This is a genomic window from Ruegeria conchae (genome assembly GCF_000192475.1).
In the GTDB taxonomy this organism is placed as follows: Bacteria; Pseudomonadota; Alphaproteobacteria; order Rhodobacterales; family Rhodobacteraceae; genus Ruegeria; species Ruegeria conchae.
The window spans coordinates 180,060-197,034 of sequence record NZ_AEYW01000012.1 but is presented as its reverse complement, the minus strand read 5'-3'; the positions used below and the strand labels follow the sequence as shown (position 1 = coordinate 197,034).

Sequence of the window (16,975 nt, the reverse complement as noted above, 5' to 3'; positions counted from 1 at the left end):
TAATGCAGATCGCTGGGGACTGGTCCGGTTGCGGGCCGGTCCCCAGATGCAACAGCAGGAAGGAAACAGAATGCCTGAATTGGACATCGTAGACCTGTCCATGCGTTTTGACTTGCCTAACGGTACTTCAGTGCAGGCGCTCCAGGACGTATCGCTTAGTCTGAAAGAAGGTGAACTGGTCTCGGTTCTTGGCCCATCAGGATGCGGCAAGACAACTTTGCTGAACATTGTTGCGGGCTTTCTTGCGCCGACCTCAGGGCGCATTGAGCTGAATGGGCATTTGGTCAAAGGTCCGGATGCGGAACGCGGAATGGTGTTTCAAAAAGGCGCCCTATTCGAGTGGATGAACGTGCGCGAGAATGTGGATTTTGGGCCACGTATGAAGGGCATGCCCAAAGCTGAACGAGACAAGATCTCGGATCATTTGCTTGAGGTGGTCGGCTTACAGGATTTCAAGGAAAAGGCTGTTTACGAATTGTCTGGGGGTATGCAGCAGCGCGTCGCGCTGGCGCGATGCTTGGCAAACGAGCCCGATGTGATCCTGATGGATGAACCGCTTGGTGCTTTGGACGCGTTGACCCGTGAAAAAATGCAGGGCCTGGTTCTGAAGCTATGGAAAGAAACTGGTAAGACAATCATTCTGATCACCCACTCGGTGGAAGAAGCCCTGTTGCTGGGTGAGCGATTGATCGTCATGGCCCCGCGCCCTGGACGAATTCACAAGGAATATAATCTGCCATTTGCCGAGCGTGGTGTGAACGCTGATCTTCGTGACGTGAAAAAGTCCGAGGGCTTTGCGGAAACGCGCGACGAAATCCTTTCGATGATTTGGGAAATGGAAGAGGAAATCATGGGCCGGACGGAGCAAGCATCATGATGGTACTTCTTTTTTATATCGGCCTGTTCGGCGGCGCATTTTTGATCGTACATCTGCTACGCAGGGGTTTGCAAAGCCGTCAGGACTTTACGAGCCTCAAAACTGTGACGTTTGGCGATGAAAGTGCTGTACGCGCAGACCGGGCAGCGTCGATTATCTCGATCCTTGTGATCTTTGTGATTTGGGCCGCGTTTACCGGTTCAAAACTGCTGCCCATCCATGTCCCTGGCCCCTTTGTCGGGGATTTGCAGTTTGCGTACACAGTCGAAGACGCAAACGGCAACACAGATGATGCCACGATCTATGTAAAAGTTCCCCCTTTTGGAGAGGAGGCGGAGAGCTTTGAGGTTGAGCCTGGTGACGGCTTTGCCAAGGATGTCGCCTTTGTCGCGCCCAGCGGTCGTTCCTCGACCATCTTGTTCGACAAAAATGATGAAGTGAAGCGCAAAGATGGCGCGAAGATCATCGCCATCAATGGCACAGCGATTGGTGAGGATGGTTCTGTTAGCGTGGGCGACGGCACAGTATCACTGACCGGAAAAGGCGCGATCAGCTTCACTCCGGCGCAGGGTATGCAGATGAACCCGATCTGGTTGCCGGCACCCGAGACCGTTGTCGCGCGCTTCTTCGAAATCGCCAGCGAAGGCTATCAGAACTTCTCGCTTTGGCAGCATCTTGGTTGGTCGTTGTTGCGGGTTATCGCGGGCTTTGTCGCCGGGGCGCTCATCGGCATTCCGCTCGGATACGCCATGGGATTGTCTGGCTGGTTTCGGGGCTGGTTTGACCCAATCGTCGAGTTCATGCGCCCTGTGCCGCCATTGGCGCTGATCCCGTTGGTCATCATCTGGTTTGGTATCTGGGAGACCGGCAAGATCGTCCTGCTGTTCCTAGCGGCGCTTTGGATCATGACTATTGCTGCACGTGCAGGTGTGTCTGGTGTGAACATCTCAAAAATCCACGCGGCATACTCGCTGGGGGCGTCGAAGTGGCAGATCATGCGCCATGTGATTGTGCCCAACTCGTTGCCCGAGATTTTCACCGGCGCACGCGTCGCCATGGGTGTATGCTGGGGTACTGTTGTGGCGGCCGAACTTGTCGCGGCACAGAAAGGGGCTGGTATGATGATCATCGCGGCCTCTAAATTCCAGCTGACGGATATTGTCATCATGGGCATCGTGCTGATCGGCATCATCGGCTATGGCATCGATATCCTGATGCGCAAGGCTGAAAACTGGCTGGTTCCGTGGAAAGGCCGGAGCTGACCTTCATCACCGAAGTCAGCTTTTGCTGAATTCACAACTAAGCTGCCTCCGAATAAATTTGGGGGCAGCTCTTTATTTGAAGCTGGTCTCTTGCCTCGTGTTGGCTGGCAGTAAAGCACTGATTTGTTTCCATATCTAAAGAAAATCCGATGATAGACAGCGTGAGGATCTAGCTGCGAGCTCTCAGGGGAGCAAAATGTGGCAATCACTTCATGGCGTATTGCGGTATCGGTGTCGGGATATTGGCGGACGCCGATGCAGGGTTTCTGGATGGTCTGTTTTCAAGGTTGAAGAGAGTCTTGACCAATTGGTTAACGGGTGAGGTCGCATCAATCATACTTGGCTGGATCATGTTGGTGCTCTGTCGCTTCAGCCGATCGGGTCCTCAGCGTCGCCAGAGTGCCTGCAGGCCACAATCTCTCTCATCTCGTGTACCTCAAACCTAGAGCCAATATATCCGTAGAGGAATTAAGTTGATCCGCAGATAGCTATCTGCTTGGGCAAGACCTGACCGTGTTGCAGCCAAACTGCCAAATTCACTACGTTTGAAGGGGAATGATATTCACTGAAGGGTGACCTCAAGATGTTTTCCATCACTTCCGGCGTCTGTCCAAAATCAGAGGTCCTGCTCCCAGGGCGGGTTTGCCCCGGCGCGCGATACGGTCACCGCGGCAATTTTTGCCCCAAACTCCAGCGCGTCGCGTAAACTGTTTGACGGCAAGGCGCGCAGGGATGGCTTATCTAATTGACCCGCGTGACTTAGTGCGGCCAGCACGCCCGCATTGAATGTATCTCCGGCACCGACGGTATCGACGACTTTAACCTTCTGAACTGGTACCGAGACCTCAGTTCCATCCGCTAGATAGCCGGATGCACCGTCGCCCCCTTTGGTCACGATCACGACAGCAGGACCTGCTTGTAGCAGCAGTGGGACTTTCTCGGCATGGCTTTCGGGACCGGGGATAATCCAATCAAGATCCTCGTCTGATACCTTAATTATGTCAGTCTTGGCGATCATGTGGTTCAGCCGGGTCCGGTATCGGGTCTGGTCCTTGATGAATCCCGGACGAATGTTCGGGTCCAGCATTACCGCACGCTCTGCGCCATGGCGTTCAAGCAAGGCAGCGTAGGCATCGGCGCAGGGTTCGCAGGCCAAGCTGATCCCACCAAAATACAATGCCGAGATGCCCGGTAGTTTATCGGGCATATCTTCTGGCCTCAGCATTCGCCCAGCAGAATTCTCATCAACAAAACTGTAGGTGGCATGCCCGTCTTTCAACTGCACAAAAGCCAGAGTCGTTGGACGATCCGAGCGAACAGCATGTGTGGTTGTGACGTGGCTGATCTGTAGGGCGGCTATTAGTTGTTCCCCGAACATATCCGTTGACAAACCTGTCAATAGCCCCGTCGGGACACTCAAGCGCCCCAACGCGACCGCAGTATTGAAGATGGCTCCGCCGGAGTGAGGAACAAAACCTTTTGCACCCGAAACCGTTGGTTCTGCGATCATGTCGATCAGAGCTTCTCCGCAGCACAGGATCATCCTGCAGTCCTTCGTTGTTCAGAAAAGGCGTGGTTAGTTTACCGTGCAAGCGCATTCTTACAGAAATTGTTAGCGCCAACAATGCCAAATTCATCTTGTTCCGAAACATACAAGTTCATCGCTTTACGCAAATCATCGAAACGTCCGCCAGCGTTGAATGCACGTAGAAAATCCTGACCGAACAACCAACGGTTCTTTTCAGCCACCCCTCCAACTAGAAACACCCCACCTGTAGGCGTCAGGGCGACGGCAAGGTCTCCCATAAGTGCACCCAGATGTTCGGTAAACATACGAGCGGCTTTTACCGCGCAGGCATCAGAGCCGTCTTGCGCATCCTGAAGAATGTCTTTTGCTGAACGCATGGCGACATTGAGCTGACCTTCAGTCATCCCAATCGCCTGATAAAGCACCGGCAGCCCGGTGCCGCTTAGAAACATCTCGGCTTCGATGGCCAGCGTATCACTGAAGAAACACTCTGGTACGATCTGACGTGCGGCGCTAAAAACCTCGACCTCATCCAGATGGCGCGGCGATAGACCCATATGGCCCCCCTCGCCAGACACAGTGTGAAAATGACCCTCGGAGTAGAGCAGGGCGCCTACGCCCAATCCTGTCCCCGGCCCGACGACCAAGCGCGTCCCTAGAGGCGGTGATGCCTCACCCTGCAGAACTTCGACATCATTCTGGGTAATTTCGGCAACTGACCAAGCGGCTGCTGTGAAATCGTTTATGACATAGGTGTGGTGCGCGCCTGTGGCTTTGGCCAAAGCGTCCTCGGAGAGATCGAGATTGGCGTTGGTCAGACGAATTGTGCCATTCTTAACGGGTCCTGCACCTGCGGCGACAACCGCGCGCGGCTGGGTGCCAATTTCGTCACATAATTCATGAAGCGCCTCCTGCAGATCGCTGACGGTCCCGGTGGGGTGCTTGCGCAGATCAGTCAGTTCCCCCTCAGTCACGACGCCAAGTCTTGTATTGGTGCCACCGATATCGGCAACAAGGTTCCAATGCGCGTGCAGCCCTCCTTTTGGGCGAACCCATGGCGCAGGTTGGCTGCCAACATTCAGGAGTAGCTGAAGCGCATCGGCTGTGCTGCTACTCTCGTATTCAAAGAAAGCCCCTTGAATCAAGCTGCCCTGTTTTAGAGCGATGTGTATCGCATCCAATCCATGGGTCAGGTCTGAAGTATCATTCGAAGCCAGATTGATGAAAACCGGCAATGGCTTTTTGGGTTCAGGAACTATGTTCAGCACGGTGTCAACATCGACGTCCTGACTTACTGTCACGCTGAGCCAGTCAATCGGTTCTGCGATGGTCGCTAAATCATCTGACCAGTTGTCAGGAAAGTAGTCCTTCAATCGATCCAGCAGAACCTCGGCGTACTTCGCGTGCAGAATTGGTTCGAGCAAGACTGGTTCAAGCTCTGCGCCTAGGTTGGTCAAACCATATCTGCGCATTTCTTGACGAGCAGCGCCTTGAGCAAGCAGTTGATGGTGCAGACTGCGGGCTTCGATGCGTGGGCTGCCTTGGTTTTTTGTCCTCAGGCACGAGGTTGAGACCTTGAATAGGCGATCGCCCATCCGCGCCACGATTGTTTCAGCGAAATCCGAGAAATATGCGGCTATTTCTCGATTGCACCAGCCGCCAATGTCTTCCAGTGCTGGGGGTAACTCTGAATGATCTAGCACCACACATGGCCGGAGGTTCAGAGACAGAATTTGATCGATCCGCTGTTCGCACTGATCCAACGCATCAGTATCAGGTGTGCAACCATCTGGCAGGATATCAATCCAACTGATTGGGATGCGGTACATATCTAACCCTGTGGCCATTTCAGCAGGGGCATTCGCCCCAAATAGGAAGCCATCGGGAAAGTCTGAACGGGTGTAATTCATTGTCGCAACCTGTTGGAGCCATGTCCTGCGTCATGCCCTGTATCAGGTTATGTTAGCGGTATCTATATTAACGTTGATATGAGCCGTGTTTCCTGAACAGGACATCACAACCTTCGATCTGAAGGCCGTTCCACGAAACCGGATGCGCATTGTAATTGATCAATACCTCATGCGACTGCGTCTCGCGCCGTCGTAGTCCCGGTGGCATTGGGTGGAGCACAAGATTGGTGTCCTGAGCAGCCATCGTAATCACCCGATCCCAAAGCGCCTCATCCGGGAATCCGGCCAGATACCAAAGCCCCGCTTCACCGTGCAGGGCAGGGGTGCCATCGGTGAATGTTAGCAGAGTCTTGGCTTCACCCGACAAACGTTCAACCCAATGTTCCGACTTGCCACCCCCGTCGACGGTGCGGACCACGCTGGGTGGTAGCGTTTCGATCAGGTTAACATGAGTATCAAGATAGTTGAGGCCGGGAGGCCCTTCGCGAGGGATTTGAAAGTCTTCCGTGATTGCTCCGCTACGCGGACCCAGAATGGCCAGATCACAACCCTGTATCAGCCGCTGTTCCAGATCGCCCAGCACGGCTACGCCCGGTGCGAGGATCAGGTTGTAGTGCTTTTCGCCGACCATAGACGGAGAAAGAAAGTCCACTGACAATCCGGCGCGTCGCAATGCGCGGTAGGCTGAGAACACCAACTTGAAATAGTTGAACCCGGCACCCTGAGGTTGCGTGGCCCATGCCCAGTCCGACGCATAGTCGAACACAATCGCTACAGGCGCGCGTGCCGGATGGACCTCGCCCAGTGCGGCCAGATCGACGGCTGTTTGGCGCGCCTCGGCCAATCCGGGTGCGTCGTGGCCGTTTGGGGCCAACAGGCCGGCATGCATCTGTTCCTGACCGAACGGTGCTTGTCGCCAGCGGAAATAGCTAACAACTTCGGCCCCGTGTGCGACAGCCTCAAGCGACCACAGGCGCACCATGCCGGGAAGAGGGGCTGGGTTGTATGGGGCCCAATTTACCGGACCCGGCTGTTGCTCCATCACCCACCAGCGGCCATGACCCACAGCGCGGTAGAGGTCGTGGTGAAAGGCCTGCATGTCGGGATCGCCCTGCTGCAGAAACGCGGTTTTGTGCGCCTCATCCGCTTCCAGACGATCCGACAGGAAGCCAATCGGATAGCTGTCCCACGTAGCGATATCGAGATCATCCCCGACATCGAAATGATCGAATTCCAGCACGCGGCCCATATAGTTGTGCAGCAATGGTGCATCCGTCAGCGGGCGCAGCGCGTCGACCTGAGCCTTGTTGAACGCCACCACCTGATCCGAACTGAACCTGCGAAACGCCAGGACATGCGCTGGGTTGGGCTCGGTCACGGTTTGGTTCGGCAATTCGATCTGATCGAAGCTATTATACTCCATCGACCAGAACACATTGCCCCATGCTGTGTTCAGTGCATCGATCGAGCTGTAGCGATCCGCGAGCCAATGGCGAAACGCTTCCAAAGCTGCCTCGCTGTAGCTGATTGTCGTATCGTGACAGCCATATTCGTTGTCGATCTGCCACGCCGCGATATGCGGGTTACGGCCATAACGCTGACCTATAATCTGCGCGATCCGCGTGCATTCGTCGATATAGCCTACGTGACTAAAACAATAGTGTCGGCGCGAGCCGAATTTGCGCGGATCGTCATTGGCGTCCATGGCCAGCATGTCGGGATACTTGTCCAGCATCCAACGTGGCGGAGTTGCCGTTGGTGTGCCCAGCACAATCTTCAAGCCCGCAGCGCCTAGGGTTTCAATCGCGCGATCCAACCAGCCAAACTGTAGATCGCCCGGAGTGGGCTCCATCCGGCTCCAAGCAAATTCTCCGATCCTGACCCAGGTCAGGCCGGTCTCGATCATGCGTGCCGCGTCTTTGGCCCAATTCTCTTCAGGCCAGTGTTCAGGGTAATAGCAGACGCCAAGTTCTGGCTTCATATGATAACTCTGTGCTCCGCTTGACCTTCGCCAGCATTTGCGGCGGCGAAGGTCATGCCGTTTGTTGGTGTTTTTGTCAGTGTGTCGGCTTCAAGCCCTTGTCGGGCGGAGGTGCAAAACAACGTTGTCAGATCGTTGCCACCAAAACTCGGGCACGACGTGTGTTTGGCGTTGAAATGGACTGATTTCAAGAATTGACCGGCTGGCGTATAGGCCGCGACCCGGCTTGCACCCCACTGAGCGATCCAGATATTGCCGGTGCTGTCGACAACAGCCCCATCCGGGTTCAAGCCGTCGCTTTGCAGGTCGAGGAACACGGCGGCTTCGCCTATGGGCCAGCCAGTCTCCGCATCCAGCTCCCAGCGCATGACCTGTTTGGTCAAAGTATCGCTGTAATAGGCACAGGCGCGGTCAGGCGCGAAACAGATCGCGTTCGAAATCGTCACATCCCGAACCAATGGCCTTAGCTCACCTTTCCAATACCGGTAAATCGATCCGGCGCCCGTTTCAGCATTCTTGCCCATGGTGCCAATCCAGAACCCACCCCAAGGATCGGCGCGGCCGTCATTAGATCGAGTCACCGGGTTGTCGGCCTCAATCGGAACAATCAAATCCTTGGCGTGGCTACCCAGCTCAAATCGCCACAGACCTGTCTCTGATGCGATCAGCAGGGTTTCGTTGTCAACCCAACCAGCGGCGGAGACATGTTCTTCAAATTCCCAGACCCGAGCTTGGTTGCCTTCTCTGGACATCAGGCGATTGCTAAGAATGTCAAACCAGAAAAGCTGTTTTCGCTCCGGATGCCACAATGGTCCTTCACCCAATTCGCAGGGGCGATCATCATAAACGTGGCTCATTTTGTTGACTCGTCATAGGCTGCCACGATCTGCCGGGCGTGGTCTGATACTTCAGCAACAGACATGCCTGGCTTGTAAAGCGCTGAGCCAATCCCGAAGCCATCGGCACTGGCCTTGATCCATTGATCAAAATTCTCTGGGCCCGCGCCACCGACGGCATATACCTGCGTGCCAGGTGGTAGTATGGCCCGCATTGCGGCCAAGCCTGAGGGGCCGGCCATAGACCCGGGGAACAATTTCAACCCGGTTGCCCCAGCTTGTAGGGCGGCGAAAGCTTCGGTCGGGGTGAAAATGCCCGGCCAGCTTTGCAATTCAAGCGCAACAGCACGCTGGATCACTTTTACATCGCAATTCGGCGAGACGATAAGTTTGCCGCCAGCGTCCGCTACCGCATCAACCTGATCAGGGGTAAGCACAGTTCCTGCGCCAATAAGTGCGCGATCACCGATATCCGAGGCGAGGATACGGATGCTTTCCAGAGGATCAGGTGAATTCAGCGGTACTTCGATCCGGTCAATACCCGCTTGCACCAACGCTTTCCCGACAGGCCCCGCCTCATCAGGTGTCAGCCCACGTAGGATGGCGATTATGGGACGGCTCATGCGGTTTGCCTCGTGAGTGTGCGGGCCTGTGCCAGCCCCGCAAGTGTTGTCGCGGTTGCGTCAACGGTTTCGACCAATGCGCCTTGTTGCTGTAGGGCGGTGGCATACGCCTTGGTTAGACTTTCTGATCCGATGACTGCCAATTGCTGACCCAGCCAATAGGGCCGCGATGCGGCAAGCTCTGCACCTATCAGGAAGCCCGAAAGACTGGCGTGCGCGATGTTCTTATTCTGACCATGCAGCAAGTCAGCCGCCCGCAACCCAAAGAGTCGCGCAGCAAGCTGTTCAGGTTTCGATAGTATATCCGCGACTGCGTCAATGAAGCTTGCTTCGTCCCATCCATCATCAATCGAATGCCGAAGAACGGATTGCCCGCACAGCAGGTCAAACATTTCGCCCGTCATGAATGTACGGAAACTGACAACTTCACCAGCACTGATCTGCGCCCATTTCGTATGCGTGCCGGGCAGGCAAATAACACCGTCCCAATTCTGATGCGCGCTGAGGAACCCTGAGATCTGCGTCTCTTCCCCGCGCATCACATCGGGGGGGCTGTTCTGCTTTAGTCCCGGAACAACGAAGGCCCGAATACGCGGATCGGTGTTTGGAACGCGGAAGGGTACGACCGGGATTGGCTCGGACGGCACGGCGGAATAGGGCGCCTCGACCCAGCCCTGCCGCGCACCAACCATTCCGCAGGCGATCACGTCTACTGGCTTCCCAGGCAGCCAGTCTTCGATCAGAGCCAACAGGGCTGCCTGAAAATCTCCCCCAGCCGTGCGCGACATACCATCCTGCGAAGCCGCCTGAGCGATCACTCTTTCTCCCTGCATGGCCCAGGCGCGCAGATGAGATGTACCCCAGTCAACAGCGATCCACTCAACATTCATAGCGTTACCCCGTTACCACAACGCCGCCGTCGACAACCATGCATTGACCCGTCATGGCGTGGCTTGCGCTTGAGGCCAGAAACAGGGTTGGTGCGATCATGTCTTCGGGCGTCAGATGTTCTTTCAGGCATTGGCGATCCAAATGCGCGGCCAGATCTTCGGGCGTTGCCCACATGTCCAGCTGTTTCTGCGTCAGAACCCATCCCGGAGCCAGTGCATTGACCCGGATTTTCTGAGGCCCAAGCTCGCGCGCCAAAGAGCGAGTCATACCGGTGATTGCCGCGTTTGAGCTGGTGTAGATCGGATAGCCTGCGTTCCCCATCATGTAACTGATTGAACTGAAATTGATGATCGACCCGCCGTTGTCTTTCATCTGCCGCGCGGCTTCCTGACAGGCAAAGTAATAAGCTTTGAGGTTCACCTCGATCATCCAGTCCCAGAAATCGGGAGTGGTTTCCTCAAGCGAGTGACGCTTGTCATTGGCTGCATTGTTGACCAGCACTTTCAGCGGGCCGTGGGCCTCGGCAGCTTTGGCCATGGTGGCATGCAACAGCTCGGTATCGGTCATGTCACCCTGCAGAAATAGAGGGGCGCGGCCATGCTTGTCACGCATCTCTTCGACGAAAGCACTCGCATCGGACCGACCTATGAAGGCAACATTTGCACCTTGGCCCATGAAGCCATCGGTTAGTGCCGCGCCAACACCCGATCCACCGCCCGTAATGTATACGGATGCACCGCGCAGGTCTTGAAATGTAGCTGGTTGATCCATCAGTGGCTCTCTCTCGTCACAAGGCGCGTGTCTTTGCCCACAAGGAAATCAAGGTCGGCGCCCTGATCGGCTTGCAGCACGTGGTCGATGTAGAGTTTCGCGTACCCGCGCGTGTAATGCGGATCGTCCGGTTGCCACAGGGCGCGACGGGCGTCCAGTTCCTTTTCGTCAACCAGCAGTTCCAGTTCGCCTTTGCTGGCGGACACTCGGATGCGGTCACCAGTTTTGACCAAGGCGAGTGTACCACCGGCCTGCGCCTCAGGGCTCACATGCAGGATCACCGTGCCGAAGGCTGTGCCCGACATGCGCGCGTCCGAGATGCGGATCATGTCGCGTACGCCTTCTTTGACCAGCTTCGCCGGGATAGGCATGTTCCCAACCTCCGGCATGCCCGGATAGCCCTTGGGGCCACAGCCTTTGAGCACCAGAATGGTCTCGGGTGTGACAGGCAGTTCGTCGCGGTCGATATTTGCTTTCAGGTCCTCGATGCTCTCGAAAACATATGCTTCTGCCTCGGTTTCCAACAGTGCGTCTGTGGCCGCCGAAGGTTTCACGATCGCCCCGTTGGGCGCAAGATTTCCGCGCAGAACCCGCAGGCCAGCGGCGGGTTTTACCGGATCGTCGAAGGGGCGAATGACGTCTGTGTTGAAACATTCAGCGCCTTCATAATGCTCCGAGATATCCTTGTTCAGAACGGTCGTTGCCGGGCGCAAGAAAGGTTTGAGTTCGCTCAGAACCACTGGCACGCCGCCCGCATAACAGAAATCCTCCATCAGGTATTTGCCTGAGGGCATGCAGTTGACTAGCAGTGGGATTTCTGACCCGATTTCAAAGTCTTTTAACGTCAGATCGACGCCCACCCGCCCTGCCAGTGCCAACAGGTGAACCACCGCATTTGTTGATCCTCCGACGGCCGCATTGGTGAGAATGGCGTTTTCAAAGGCTTCCTTGGTCAAAATGTCCGAGGGCTTGAGGTCTTCGTCCACCATCTCGACAATTCGTTTGCCGGTCAGATGCGCCAGTGCCATGCGGCGGGCGTCGACGGCGGGCAGGGCGGCGTTGGTAGGCAGAGACATGCCCATCGCCTCAACCAGCGAGGCCATGGTACTAGCGGTGCCCATGGTCATGCACACACCTGCGCTGCGCGACATGCCGGATTCGGCGTTCATGAAGTCCTGAAGAGTCATTTCTCCGGCACGAACGGCCTCGGAAAACTTCCAGACGTCAGTGCCCGACCCGATATCCTGACCGCGATACTTGCCGTTGAGCATGGGGCCAGAGCTGACCACGATAGACGGCAAATCGACCGAGGCCGCACCCATCAATTGACCCGGTGTAGTCTTGTCGCATCCGCCCAGCAGCACAACGCCATCGATGCCATAGGCGCGGATGGATTCCTCAACATCCATCGCCAGCAGATTGCGAAATAGCATGGCGGTGGGTTTCATCTGAGTTTCACCCAGCGACATCACCGGGAATTCGACAGGGAAGCCGCCCGCCTCCCACACACCCCGTTTGACACCTTCGGCCAGGTCACGCAGGCCCGAGTTACAGGGCGTCAGTTCTGACCATGTATTACAAATGCCAATGATGGGGCGTCCGTCGAACGCATGGTCCGGAAAGCCCTGGTTCTTCATCCACGACCGATGAATGAACCCGTCCTTGTCAAGTTTTCCGTACCAATGTTGAGAACGGCGTTTTTTAGTCATTTTTGGCTCTGTCTGTCTGGCTTGCGATGGAGTTGATTGTTTTTCGAATAGATGAAGATCAGGCCGCGCGGGCTGATTGGCACCAATCGGGTAGCCAGTCGCCATGGGCGGAAAGCAGATCGGTGACGAGGCTGCGTATTTGGCGCAGGTCTAACTCAGCTGCGGTATGCGGGTCCATCATGGCGGCGTGGTAGATATGTTCGGGGTTCTGCTCTGTCAGCGCCCGAACTGTCAGTTCCTGCACGTTGATCTGTGTTCGCATCAGCGCGATCAGCTGGGGCGGGATGTCGGTGACGACAGATGGCTGCACACCGTTGCTGTCCACAAGGCAAGGTGTTTCCACCGCAGCGCCCAAAGGCAATTGCGGGATCTGGCCTGTATTGGGCAGATTGCCATAGGCTGTGTAGGGTGTGTTAGTGACGATGGCGTTCATAAGGTCGGCGGCAAATTCGTGGCTTCGGGTTACTTCGATATCCCGACCATCGGTCAGTGTCTTGGCTTGGTCCTTCCAATTGGCCACCTGCTCGACGCAGCGGGTCGGGTATTCGTCCAGCGGTATGCTGAACTGTTTGATCAGGTCATCGCGCCCGTCTTTGATGAACCACGGAACATATTCTGCGAAATGCTCGGAGCTTTCGGTGCAGAAGTACCCGAGATGATCCATCACTTCGTACCGCACTTTGTTCGGACAGCGAGACATTAGCAGCGGAGGCTTTGGCAGGTGCCCGGCGTGATAGCCCTGTCGCAGATCGGGATAGATATCACGGCCCTTATGCTCGAGTTTGAGAAAGAAGGCGACGTGGTTAATGCCTGCAACTTTGTAGCGAATATCCGCCTTGGGCAGATCCAGATCATGCGCCAGTTCCTCGACTGTGTTCTGAACGGAATGACACAGTCCCACATGTTTCAGAGCAGGGAAGCGCTCGGTCAGGGCCCAGGTATTGATGGCCATCGGATTCACGTATTGCAGCAGCGTAGCATTGGGGCAGAGTTGCATCATATCCTGCGCGACACCCCACAGAACGGGCACAGTACGTAGGCCGCGCATGATACCGCCTACACCCAGCGTATCAGCGATAGTTTGGCGCAGGCCGTATTGTTTTGGAACCTCGAAATCAGTCACGGTGCACGGCTCGTATCCGCCGACCTGAAAGGCAGTAATCACGAAATCCGCGCCGTCCAGCGCCGCGCGGCGATCTGTGTGGGTCGAGACGGTCGCACCCGTGCCGACTGATCGGATCATGGCCTTGGCCACAGCCTCGCTCTCGGCCAAGCGCACCGGATCAATATCCATCAACGCAAAATGGCTGTCGGCGAGGGCAGGGGTGAGCAGGGCGTCGCCCACGATATTCTGCATGAAGATCGTGGAACCCGCACCTACAAAGGTGATCTTGGTCATGAGGTAAACCTCTGGTTTGACGTTATTTTACAGCACCGAGGGTCAAGCCCGCGATAAAGTGTTTCTGCATCAGGAAGAACATGGCAACAGGTGGCAGGGCTGCCACGATAGAACCGGCACTCATCAATTGATAGGCAGCGCGGAATTGCGCGTTGAAGCTGGTGATCCCGGCGGTCACGGGCTGACTTTCGGCGCCTTGGGTCAGGACAACCGCCCAGAAATAATCGTTCCAGATGAAGGTGAAGATCAGCACGCTGAGCGCGGCAATTGCGGGCTTCATCAAGGGCAGAACGACATACCAAAAGATCCGCCATTCGCTTATGCCTTCTACCCGTGCGGCCTCGATCAACTCGAAAGGCAGGGCGCGGATGAAGTTTCGCATAAAGAGTGTGCAGAAGCCGGTCTGGAAGGCAATATGGAACAGAACGAGCCCGGTTTTAGTGTTGTAGAGGCCCAATTCCAAAGTCAGATCGCGCACCGGGACCATCAAAATCTGGAAGGGCACAAAGTTGCCCGCCACGAACATGAAGAAGATCCAAAGGTTCGATTTGAACTTGTAGATTCCAAGCGCAAATCCGGTCATGCAGCTGAGCGCAACGGCTCCGATCACGGTGGGCACGGTGATCAGGAATGAGTTCAGCAGGTAACGCGGCATGTCCGAATTGAAAAAGACCTGCCCATAGTTGAACGCGCCTTCAAAGCTGGACGGCATGCCCCAGTAGTTGGCGTTTGTGAAGTCCGCTGCCGGTTTGACCGAGAAAAGCGCGACTGCCAGCAGAGGCCCGAGCCAAAGCAAGAGGGCAATCGGCAGCAAAGCCTGATAGCTGATCTGAGCGGCGCGGGGTTGTTTTTCGATGGGTTTGGGAAACATCTCAGTGCCCCTTTTCTTCGCGATACATCGACCACAGGAAATAGGCGATGAAGCAGAGCATGATGAGGAACAGGATTACCGCGATGGCGGCTCCATATCCCATGCGGAAGCCATATTCGGACAAGGCGACTTCGAACATGTAATAGGCCAGCACACGGGACGACCCAAAAGGCCCCCCCTGTGTCATGATTGAGATCAAGTCAAAGCTGCGCAACGCACCGATGATGGTTACGACAAAAGCGATGAACGTCGCGGGTCGCAGTTGCGGCAGGATGATGTGCCACAGCATCCGCCCACCTTTTGCACCGTCAAGCCGTCCAGCCTCGATTTGCTCGGGGTCAACGGCGTTCAGGCCTGTGAGGTAGAGGATCATGCAATAGGCGGTTTGCGGCCAGAGCCCTGCGAAGATGATGCCATAGGTAACGAACCGTTCGTCGCCCAGCACATTCAGCGGGCCCATACCGAATAAACCTAGGAATTCGTTCAACAATCCGAATGTCGGGTCGTAGAACCATGTGAAAACAAGGCCAACAACAACTTGAGAGATGACGAACGGAAAGAAGAACAAAGACTTATAGAGCCGTATGCCCCAGACCGTCTGATTCAGGAACAGTGCGATGAACAGGCCTGCGGGAATTGCAGCAAGATATAGGACCAACCAGATCAGGTTGTTCTTGAGCGAAATGTAGAATGCGTCCCGGTCGACCCATTCCCAATACAGATCTTCGTAGTTGCGCATGCCTACATATTCGGCGGCTCCCAGCCCATCCCACTCGTAAAGAGACAGATTGAAGGACTGAAACACCGGGATGATTACATAGACCATGAAGAACAGCAGGCCCGGAGCCAGAAACAGCCAGGGCGCAATGCGCTGTTGGTTTCTGTGGAACCAGCTTTCCTGTTCTGGGGTGTCAACTACAGCGGTCATGAAACATCTCTGGTTAGGGAGTGAAGGCGGGCTGAAGCCCGCCCTACGATTTTGAATGGTTCAAGGCCGAACTGAGTTCGACCCTAATTACACTTAGTTGTCGTAGATGCGCTCACGCGCGCGTTCCAGCTTGGCTAGAATCTTGTCCGCGTTGTCAGGCTTGACCATGAATTCCTGGAAGCCTTCCATCGAGACTTTGGCCATTTCTGCTGGTGCGTCACGGTCCCAGAACTGGGCAACACCGCCAGGGCTGTTGGACGACAGCATGGTGAAACCTTGCTGCAGGAACTTGTCGTCATCTACCGCAGATTGCGCGTTCACAGGCAATTGGCCGAGGTTTGCACCGTTGTTGATTTCGGTCTGCTCGTCCGCGGAAACCGCAAAACGCAGGAACTCGCGTGCGGCTTCTTTGTTTGAGGCATTGGCCGGAATGTGAAATGTATCGGTTGGCGCGTCTTCTGCCAGTTCAACATCAGGGTTGATGGCAACAAACTGGTAGAAGTCCAACTGATCATCGCTCAGACCTGCCTCGCGCAGGGGTGCCACGGCGAAGTTGCCCATCAGATAGGCCGCCGCCTCGCCGTTGACCATGAAGGGCAGGGCTTCCTGCCAGCTATAAGTCTGGTGATTGTCGATGAACGCGCCCATGTCGATCAGTTGTTTCCAGTTGGCGAAGGTCTGCTTGACCCGGTCGTCTTCCCAGCTGATTTCACCATTTGCGAGCTGGTTGTGGAAATCGAACCCGTTGGTGCGCATATTCAAGTAGTCAAACCAGCCACCAGCGGTCCACAAGAACTTGGTGCCGATGGTGTAGCAGGCGCGGCCTGAATCAACTATCTTCTGGCAATTGGCCAGCTCTTCTTCCCAAGTGGTTGGCTCGGTCAAGCCAAGCTCATCAAAGATGTCTTTGCGATAGTAAACCCCCCATTGATAGTATGTGTACGGGACACCCCATTGCTTTCCATCAATGGTCATCGCGCCTTTGGTCGATGCCAGATTGTCGGCGATTTCAGGCTCGGCCCACAGATCTGAGACGTCCTCGAACAGGCCCGCCTCGACATATGGCTTCATCCGGTTGGCAGCGTACCACGTGGCAACGTCAGGCGTGTCTGCCGTCAGGAAGTTGCGGATCTGGGTCTTGTAAGCCTCACGGTCGATCACGGTGGTCTCGATTTCCAGACCGGGATGTTCAGCCGCGAATCGCTCGATCATCGCTTCCATCGTCGCGCGCGGCGCCGGGTTGGATGTATCGAGGAAGATTCGCAGCTCGCCGGTTAGCTCAGCTGCGGCAGGCGCAGCAAGTGCCACACTGGCAGCCAAAGCAGCTGCTGTGCGCTTGAACATGGAATGCATAGTTTCCTCCCTTAAGCTTCCATATTGGTTCCAAAT

Annotated in this window: 14 protein-coding genes; 2 read left to right on the top strand and 12 right to left on the bottom strand. The window is 55.7% G+C overall.

Annotation, left to right across the window (positions count from 1 at the left end):
• Positions 1-70 precede the first annotated feature (70 nt).
• Complete coding sequence (locus tag G7G_RS0111350; RefSeq protein WP_010441534.1) at positions 71-877, top strand: taurine ABC transporter ATP-binding protein; 807 nt, start codon at positions 71-73, stop codon at positions 875-877.
• On the top strand, positions 874-2,139 hold the full coding sequence (locus G7G_RS0111345) for an ABC transporter permease (protein WP_010441533.1): 1,266 nt from the start codon (positions 874-876) through the stop codon (positions 2,137-2,139). Before G7G_RS0111350 ends, G7G_RS0111345 begins: the two co-directional genes overlap by 4 nt.
• Positions 2,140-2,755: 616 nt before the next feature.
• Here G7G_RS0111345 and G7G_RS0111340 read toward each other — a convergent pair.
• The 12 genes from G7G_RS0111340 to G7G_RS0111285 form a co-directional block, all read right to left on the bottom strand.
• Positions 2,756-3,682, bottom strand: a complete 927-nt coding sequence (locus G7G_RS0111340; protein WP_010441532.1) for a carbohydrate kinase family protein — start codon at positions 3,680-3,682, stop codon at positions 2,756-2,758.
• A gap of 38 nt (positions 3,683-3,720) precedes the next feature.
• The gene (locus G7G_RS23700; RefSeq protein ID WP_010441531.1) at positions 3,721-5,577 is read right to left on the bottom strand and encodes a family 1 glycosylhydrolase; all 1,857 of its coding nucleotides are present in this window, start codon (positions 5,575-5,577) and stop codon (positions 3,721-3,723) included.
• 67 nt (positions 5,578-5,644) lie between these two features.
• The gene (locus G7G_RS0111330) at positions 5,645-7,558 is read right to left on the bottom strand and encodes a beta-galactosidase (RefSeq protein WP_010441530.1); all 1,914 of its coding nucleotides are present in this window, start codon (positions 7,556-7,558) and stop codon (positions 5,645-5,647) included.
• Positions 7,555-8,415 (bottom strand): SMP-30/gluconolactonase/LRE family protein, encoded by an 861-nt coding sequence (locus G7G_RS0111325; protein WP_010441528.1) that lies wholly within the window; start codon positions 8,413-8,415, stop codon positions 7,555-7,557. Before G7G_RS0111325 ends, G7G_RS0111330 begins: the two co-directional genes overlap by 4 nt.
• Positions 8,412-9,017, bottom strand: a complete 606-nt coding sequence (locus tag G7G_RS0111320; RefSeq protein ID WP_010441527.1) for a 2-dehydro-3-deoxy-6-phosphogalactonate aldolase — start codon at positions 9,015-9,017, stop codon at positions 8,412-8,414. Before G7G_RS0111320 ends, G7G_RS0111325 begins: the two co-directional genes overlap by 4 nt.
• Positions 9,014-9,907 carry a 2-dehydro-3-deoxygalactonokinase gene (locus G7G_RS0111315; protein WP_010441526.1) on the bottom strand — a complete coding sequence of 298 codons (894 nt, stop codon included), beginning with the start codon at positions 9,905-9,907 and terminating at the stop codon, positions 9,014-9,016. Before G7G_RS0111315 ends, G7G_RS0111320 begins: the two co-directional genes overlap by 4 nt.
• 4 nt (positions 9,908-9,911) lie before the next feature.
• The gene (locus G7G_RS0111310; protein ID WP_010441525.1) at positions 9,912-10,679 is read right to left on the bottom strand and encodes an SDR family NAD(P)-dependent oxidoreductase; all 768 of its coding nucleotides are present in this window, start codon (positions 10,677-10,679) and stop codon (positions 9,912-9,914) included.
• Positions 10,679-12,388, bottom strand: a complete 1,710-nt coding sequence (locus tag G7G_RS0111305; protein WP_029621941.1) for an IlvD/Edd family dehydratase — start codon at positions 12,386-12,388, stop codon at positions 10,679-10,681. Before G7G_RS0111305 ends, G7G_RS0111310 begins: the two co-directional genes overlap by 1 nt.
• Before the next feature lie 58 nt (positions 12,389-12,446).
• Positions 12,447-13,787, bottom strand: coding sequence for an alpha-glucosidase/alpha-galactosidase (gene melA / locus G7G_RS0111300; RefSeq protein ID WP_010441523.1), 1,341 nt, complete (start codon positions 13,785-13,787; stop codon positions 12,447-12,449).
• A gap of 22 nt (positions 13,788-13,809) precedes the next feature.
• A complete protein-coding gene (locus G7G_RS0111295; protein WP_010441522.1) occupies positions 13,810-14,658 on the bottom strand; it encodes a carbohydrate ABC transporter permease in 849 nt (282 codons plus the stop codon).
• A gap of 1 nt (position 14,659) precedes the next feature.
• Entirely contained in the window at positions 14,660-15,586 is a 927-nt protein-coding gene (locus G7G_RS0111290; protein WP_010441521.1) for a carbohydrate ABC transporter permease, read from the bottom strand.
• Between the two features lie 93 nt (positions 15,587-15,679).
• The gene (locus G7G_RS0111285) at positions 15,680-16,939 is read right to left on the bottom strand and encodes an ABC transporter substrate-binding protein (RefSeq protein ID WP_010441520.1); all 1,260 of its coding nucleotides are present in this window, start codon (positions 16,937-16,939) and stop codon (positions 15,680-15,682) included.
• Between the last annotated feature and the right edge of the window lie 36 nt (positions 16,940-16,975).

Excerpts from the sequence above, each read along its gene's own strand:
- melA (WP_010441523.1), bottom strand. The coding sequence starts at position 13,787 with ATGACCAAGATCACCTTTGTAGGTGCGGGTTCCACGATCTTCATGCAG.
- G7G_RS23700 (WP_010441531.1), bottom strand. The coding sequence starts at position 5,577 with ATGAATTACACCCGTTCAGACTTTCCCGATGGCTTCCTATTTGGGGCG.
- G7G_RS0111330 (WP_010441530.1), bottom strand. The coding sequence starts at position 7,558 with ATGAAGCCAGAACTTGGCGTCTGCTATTACCCTGAACACTGGCCTGAA.
- G7G_RS0111295 (WP_010441522.1), bottom strand. The coding sequence starts at position 14,658 with ATGTTTCCCAAACCCATCGAAAAACAACCCCGCGCCGCTCAGATCAGC.
- G7G_RS0111340 (WP_010441532.1), bottom strand. The coding sequence starts at position 3,682 with ATGATCCTGTGCTGCGGAGAAGCTCTGATCGACATGATCGCAGAACCA.
- G7G_RS0111310 (WP_010441525.1), bottom strand. The coding sequence starts at position 10,679 with ATGGATCAACCAGCTACATTTCAAGACCTGCGCGGTGCATCCGTATAC.
- G7G_RS0111305 (WP_029621941.1), bottom strand. The coding sequence starts at position 12,388 with ATGACTAAAAAACGCCGTTCTCAACATTGGTACGGAAAACTTGACAAG.
- G7G_RS0111325 (WP_010441528.1), bottom strand. The coding sequence starts at position 8,415 with ATGAGCCACGTTTATGATGATCGCCCCTGCGAATTGGGTGAAGGACCA.
- G7G_RS0111315 (WP_010441526.1), bottom strand. The coding sequence starts at position 9,907 with ATGAATGTTGAGTGGATCGCTGTTGACTGGGGTACATCTCATCTGCGC.
- G7G_RS0111320 (WP_010441527.1), bottom strand. The coding sequence starts at position 9,017 with ATGAGCCGTCCCATAATCGCCATCCTACGTGGGCTGACACCTGATGAG.
- G7G_RS0111290 (WP_010441521.1), bottom strand. The coding sequence starts at position 15,586 with ATGACCGCTGTAGTTGACACCCCAGAACAGGAAAGCTGGTTCCACAGA.
- G7G_RS0111285 (WP_010441520.1), bottom strand. The coding sequence starts at position 16,939 with ATGCATTCCATGTTCAAGCGCACAGCAGCTGCTTTGGCTGCCAGTGTG.
- G7G_RS0111350 (WP_010441534.1), top strand. The coding sequence starts at position 71 with ATGCCTGAATTGGACATCGTAGACCTGTCCATGCGTTTTGACTTGCCT.
- G7G_RS0111345 (WP_010441533.1), top strand. The coding sequence starts at position 874 with ATGATGGTACTTCTTTTTTATATCGGCCTGTTCGGCGGCGCATTTTTG.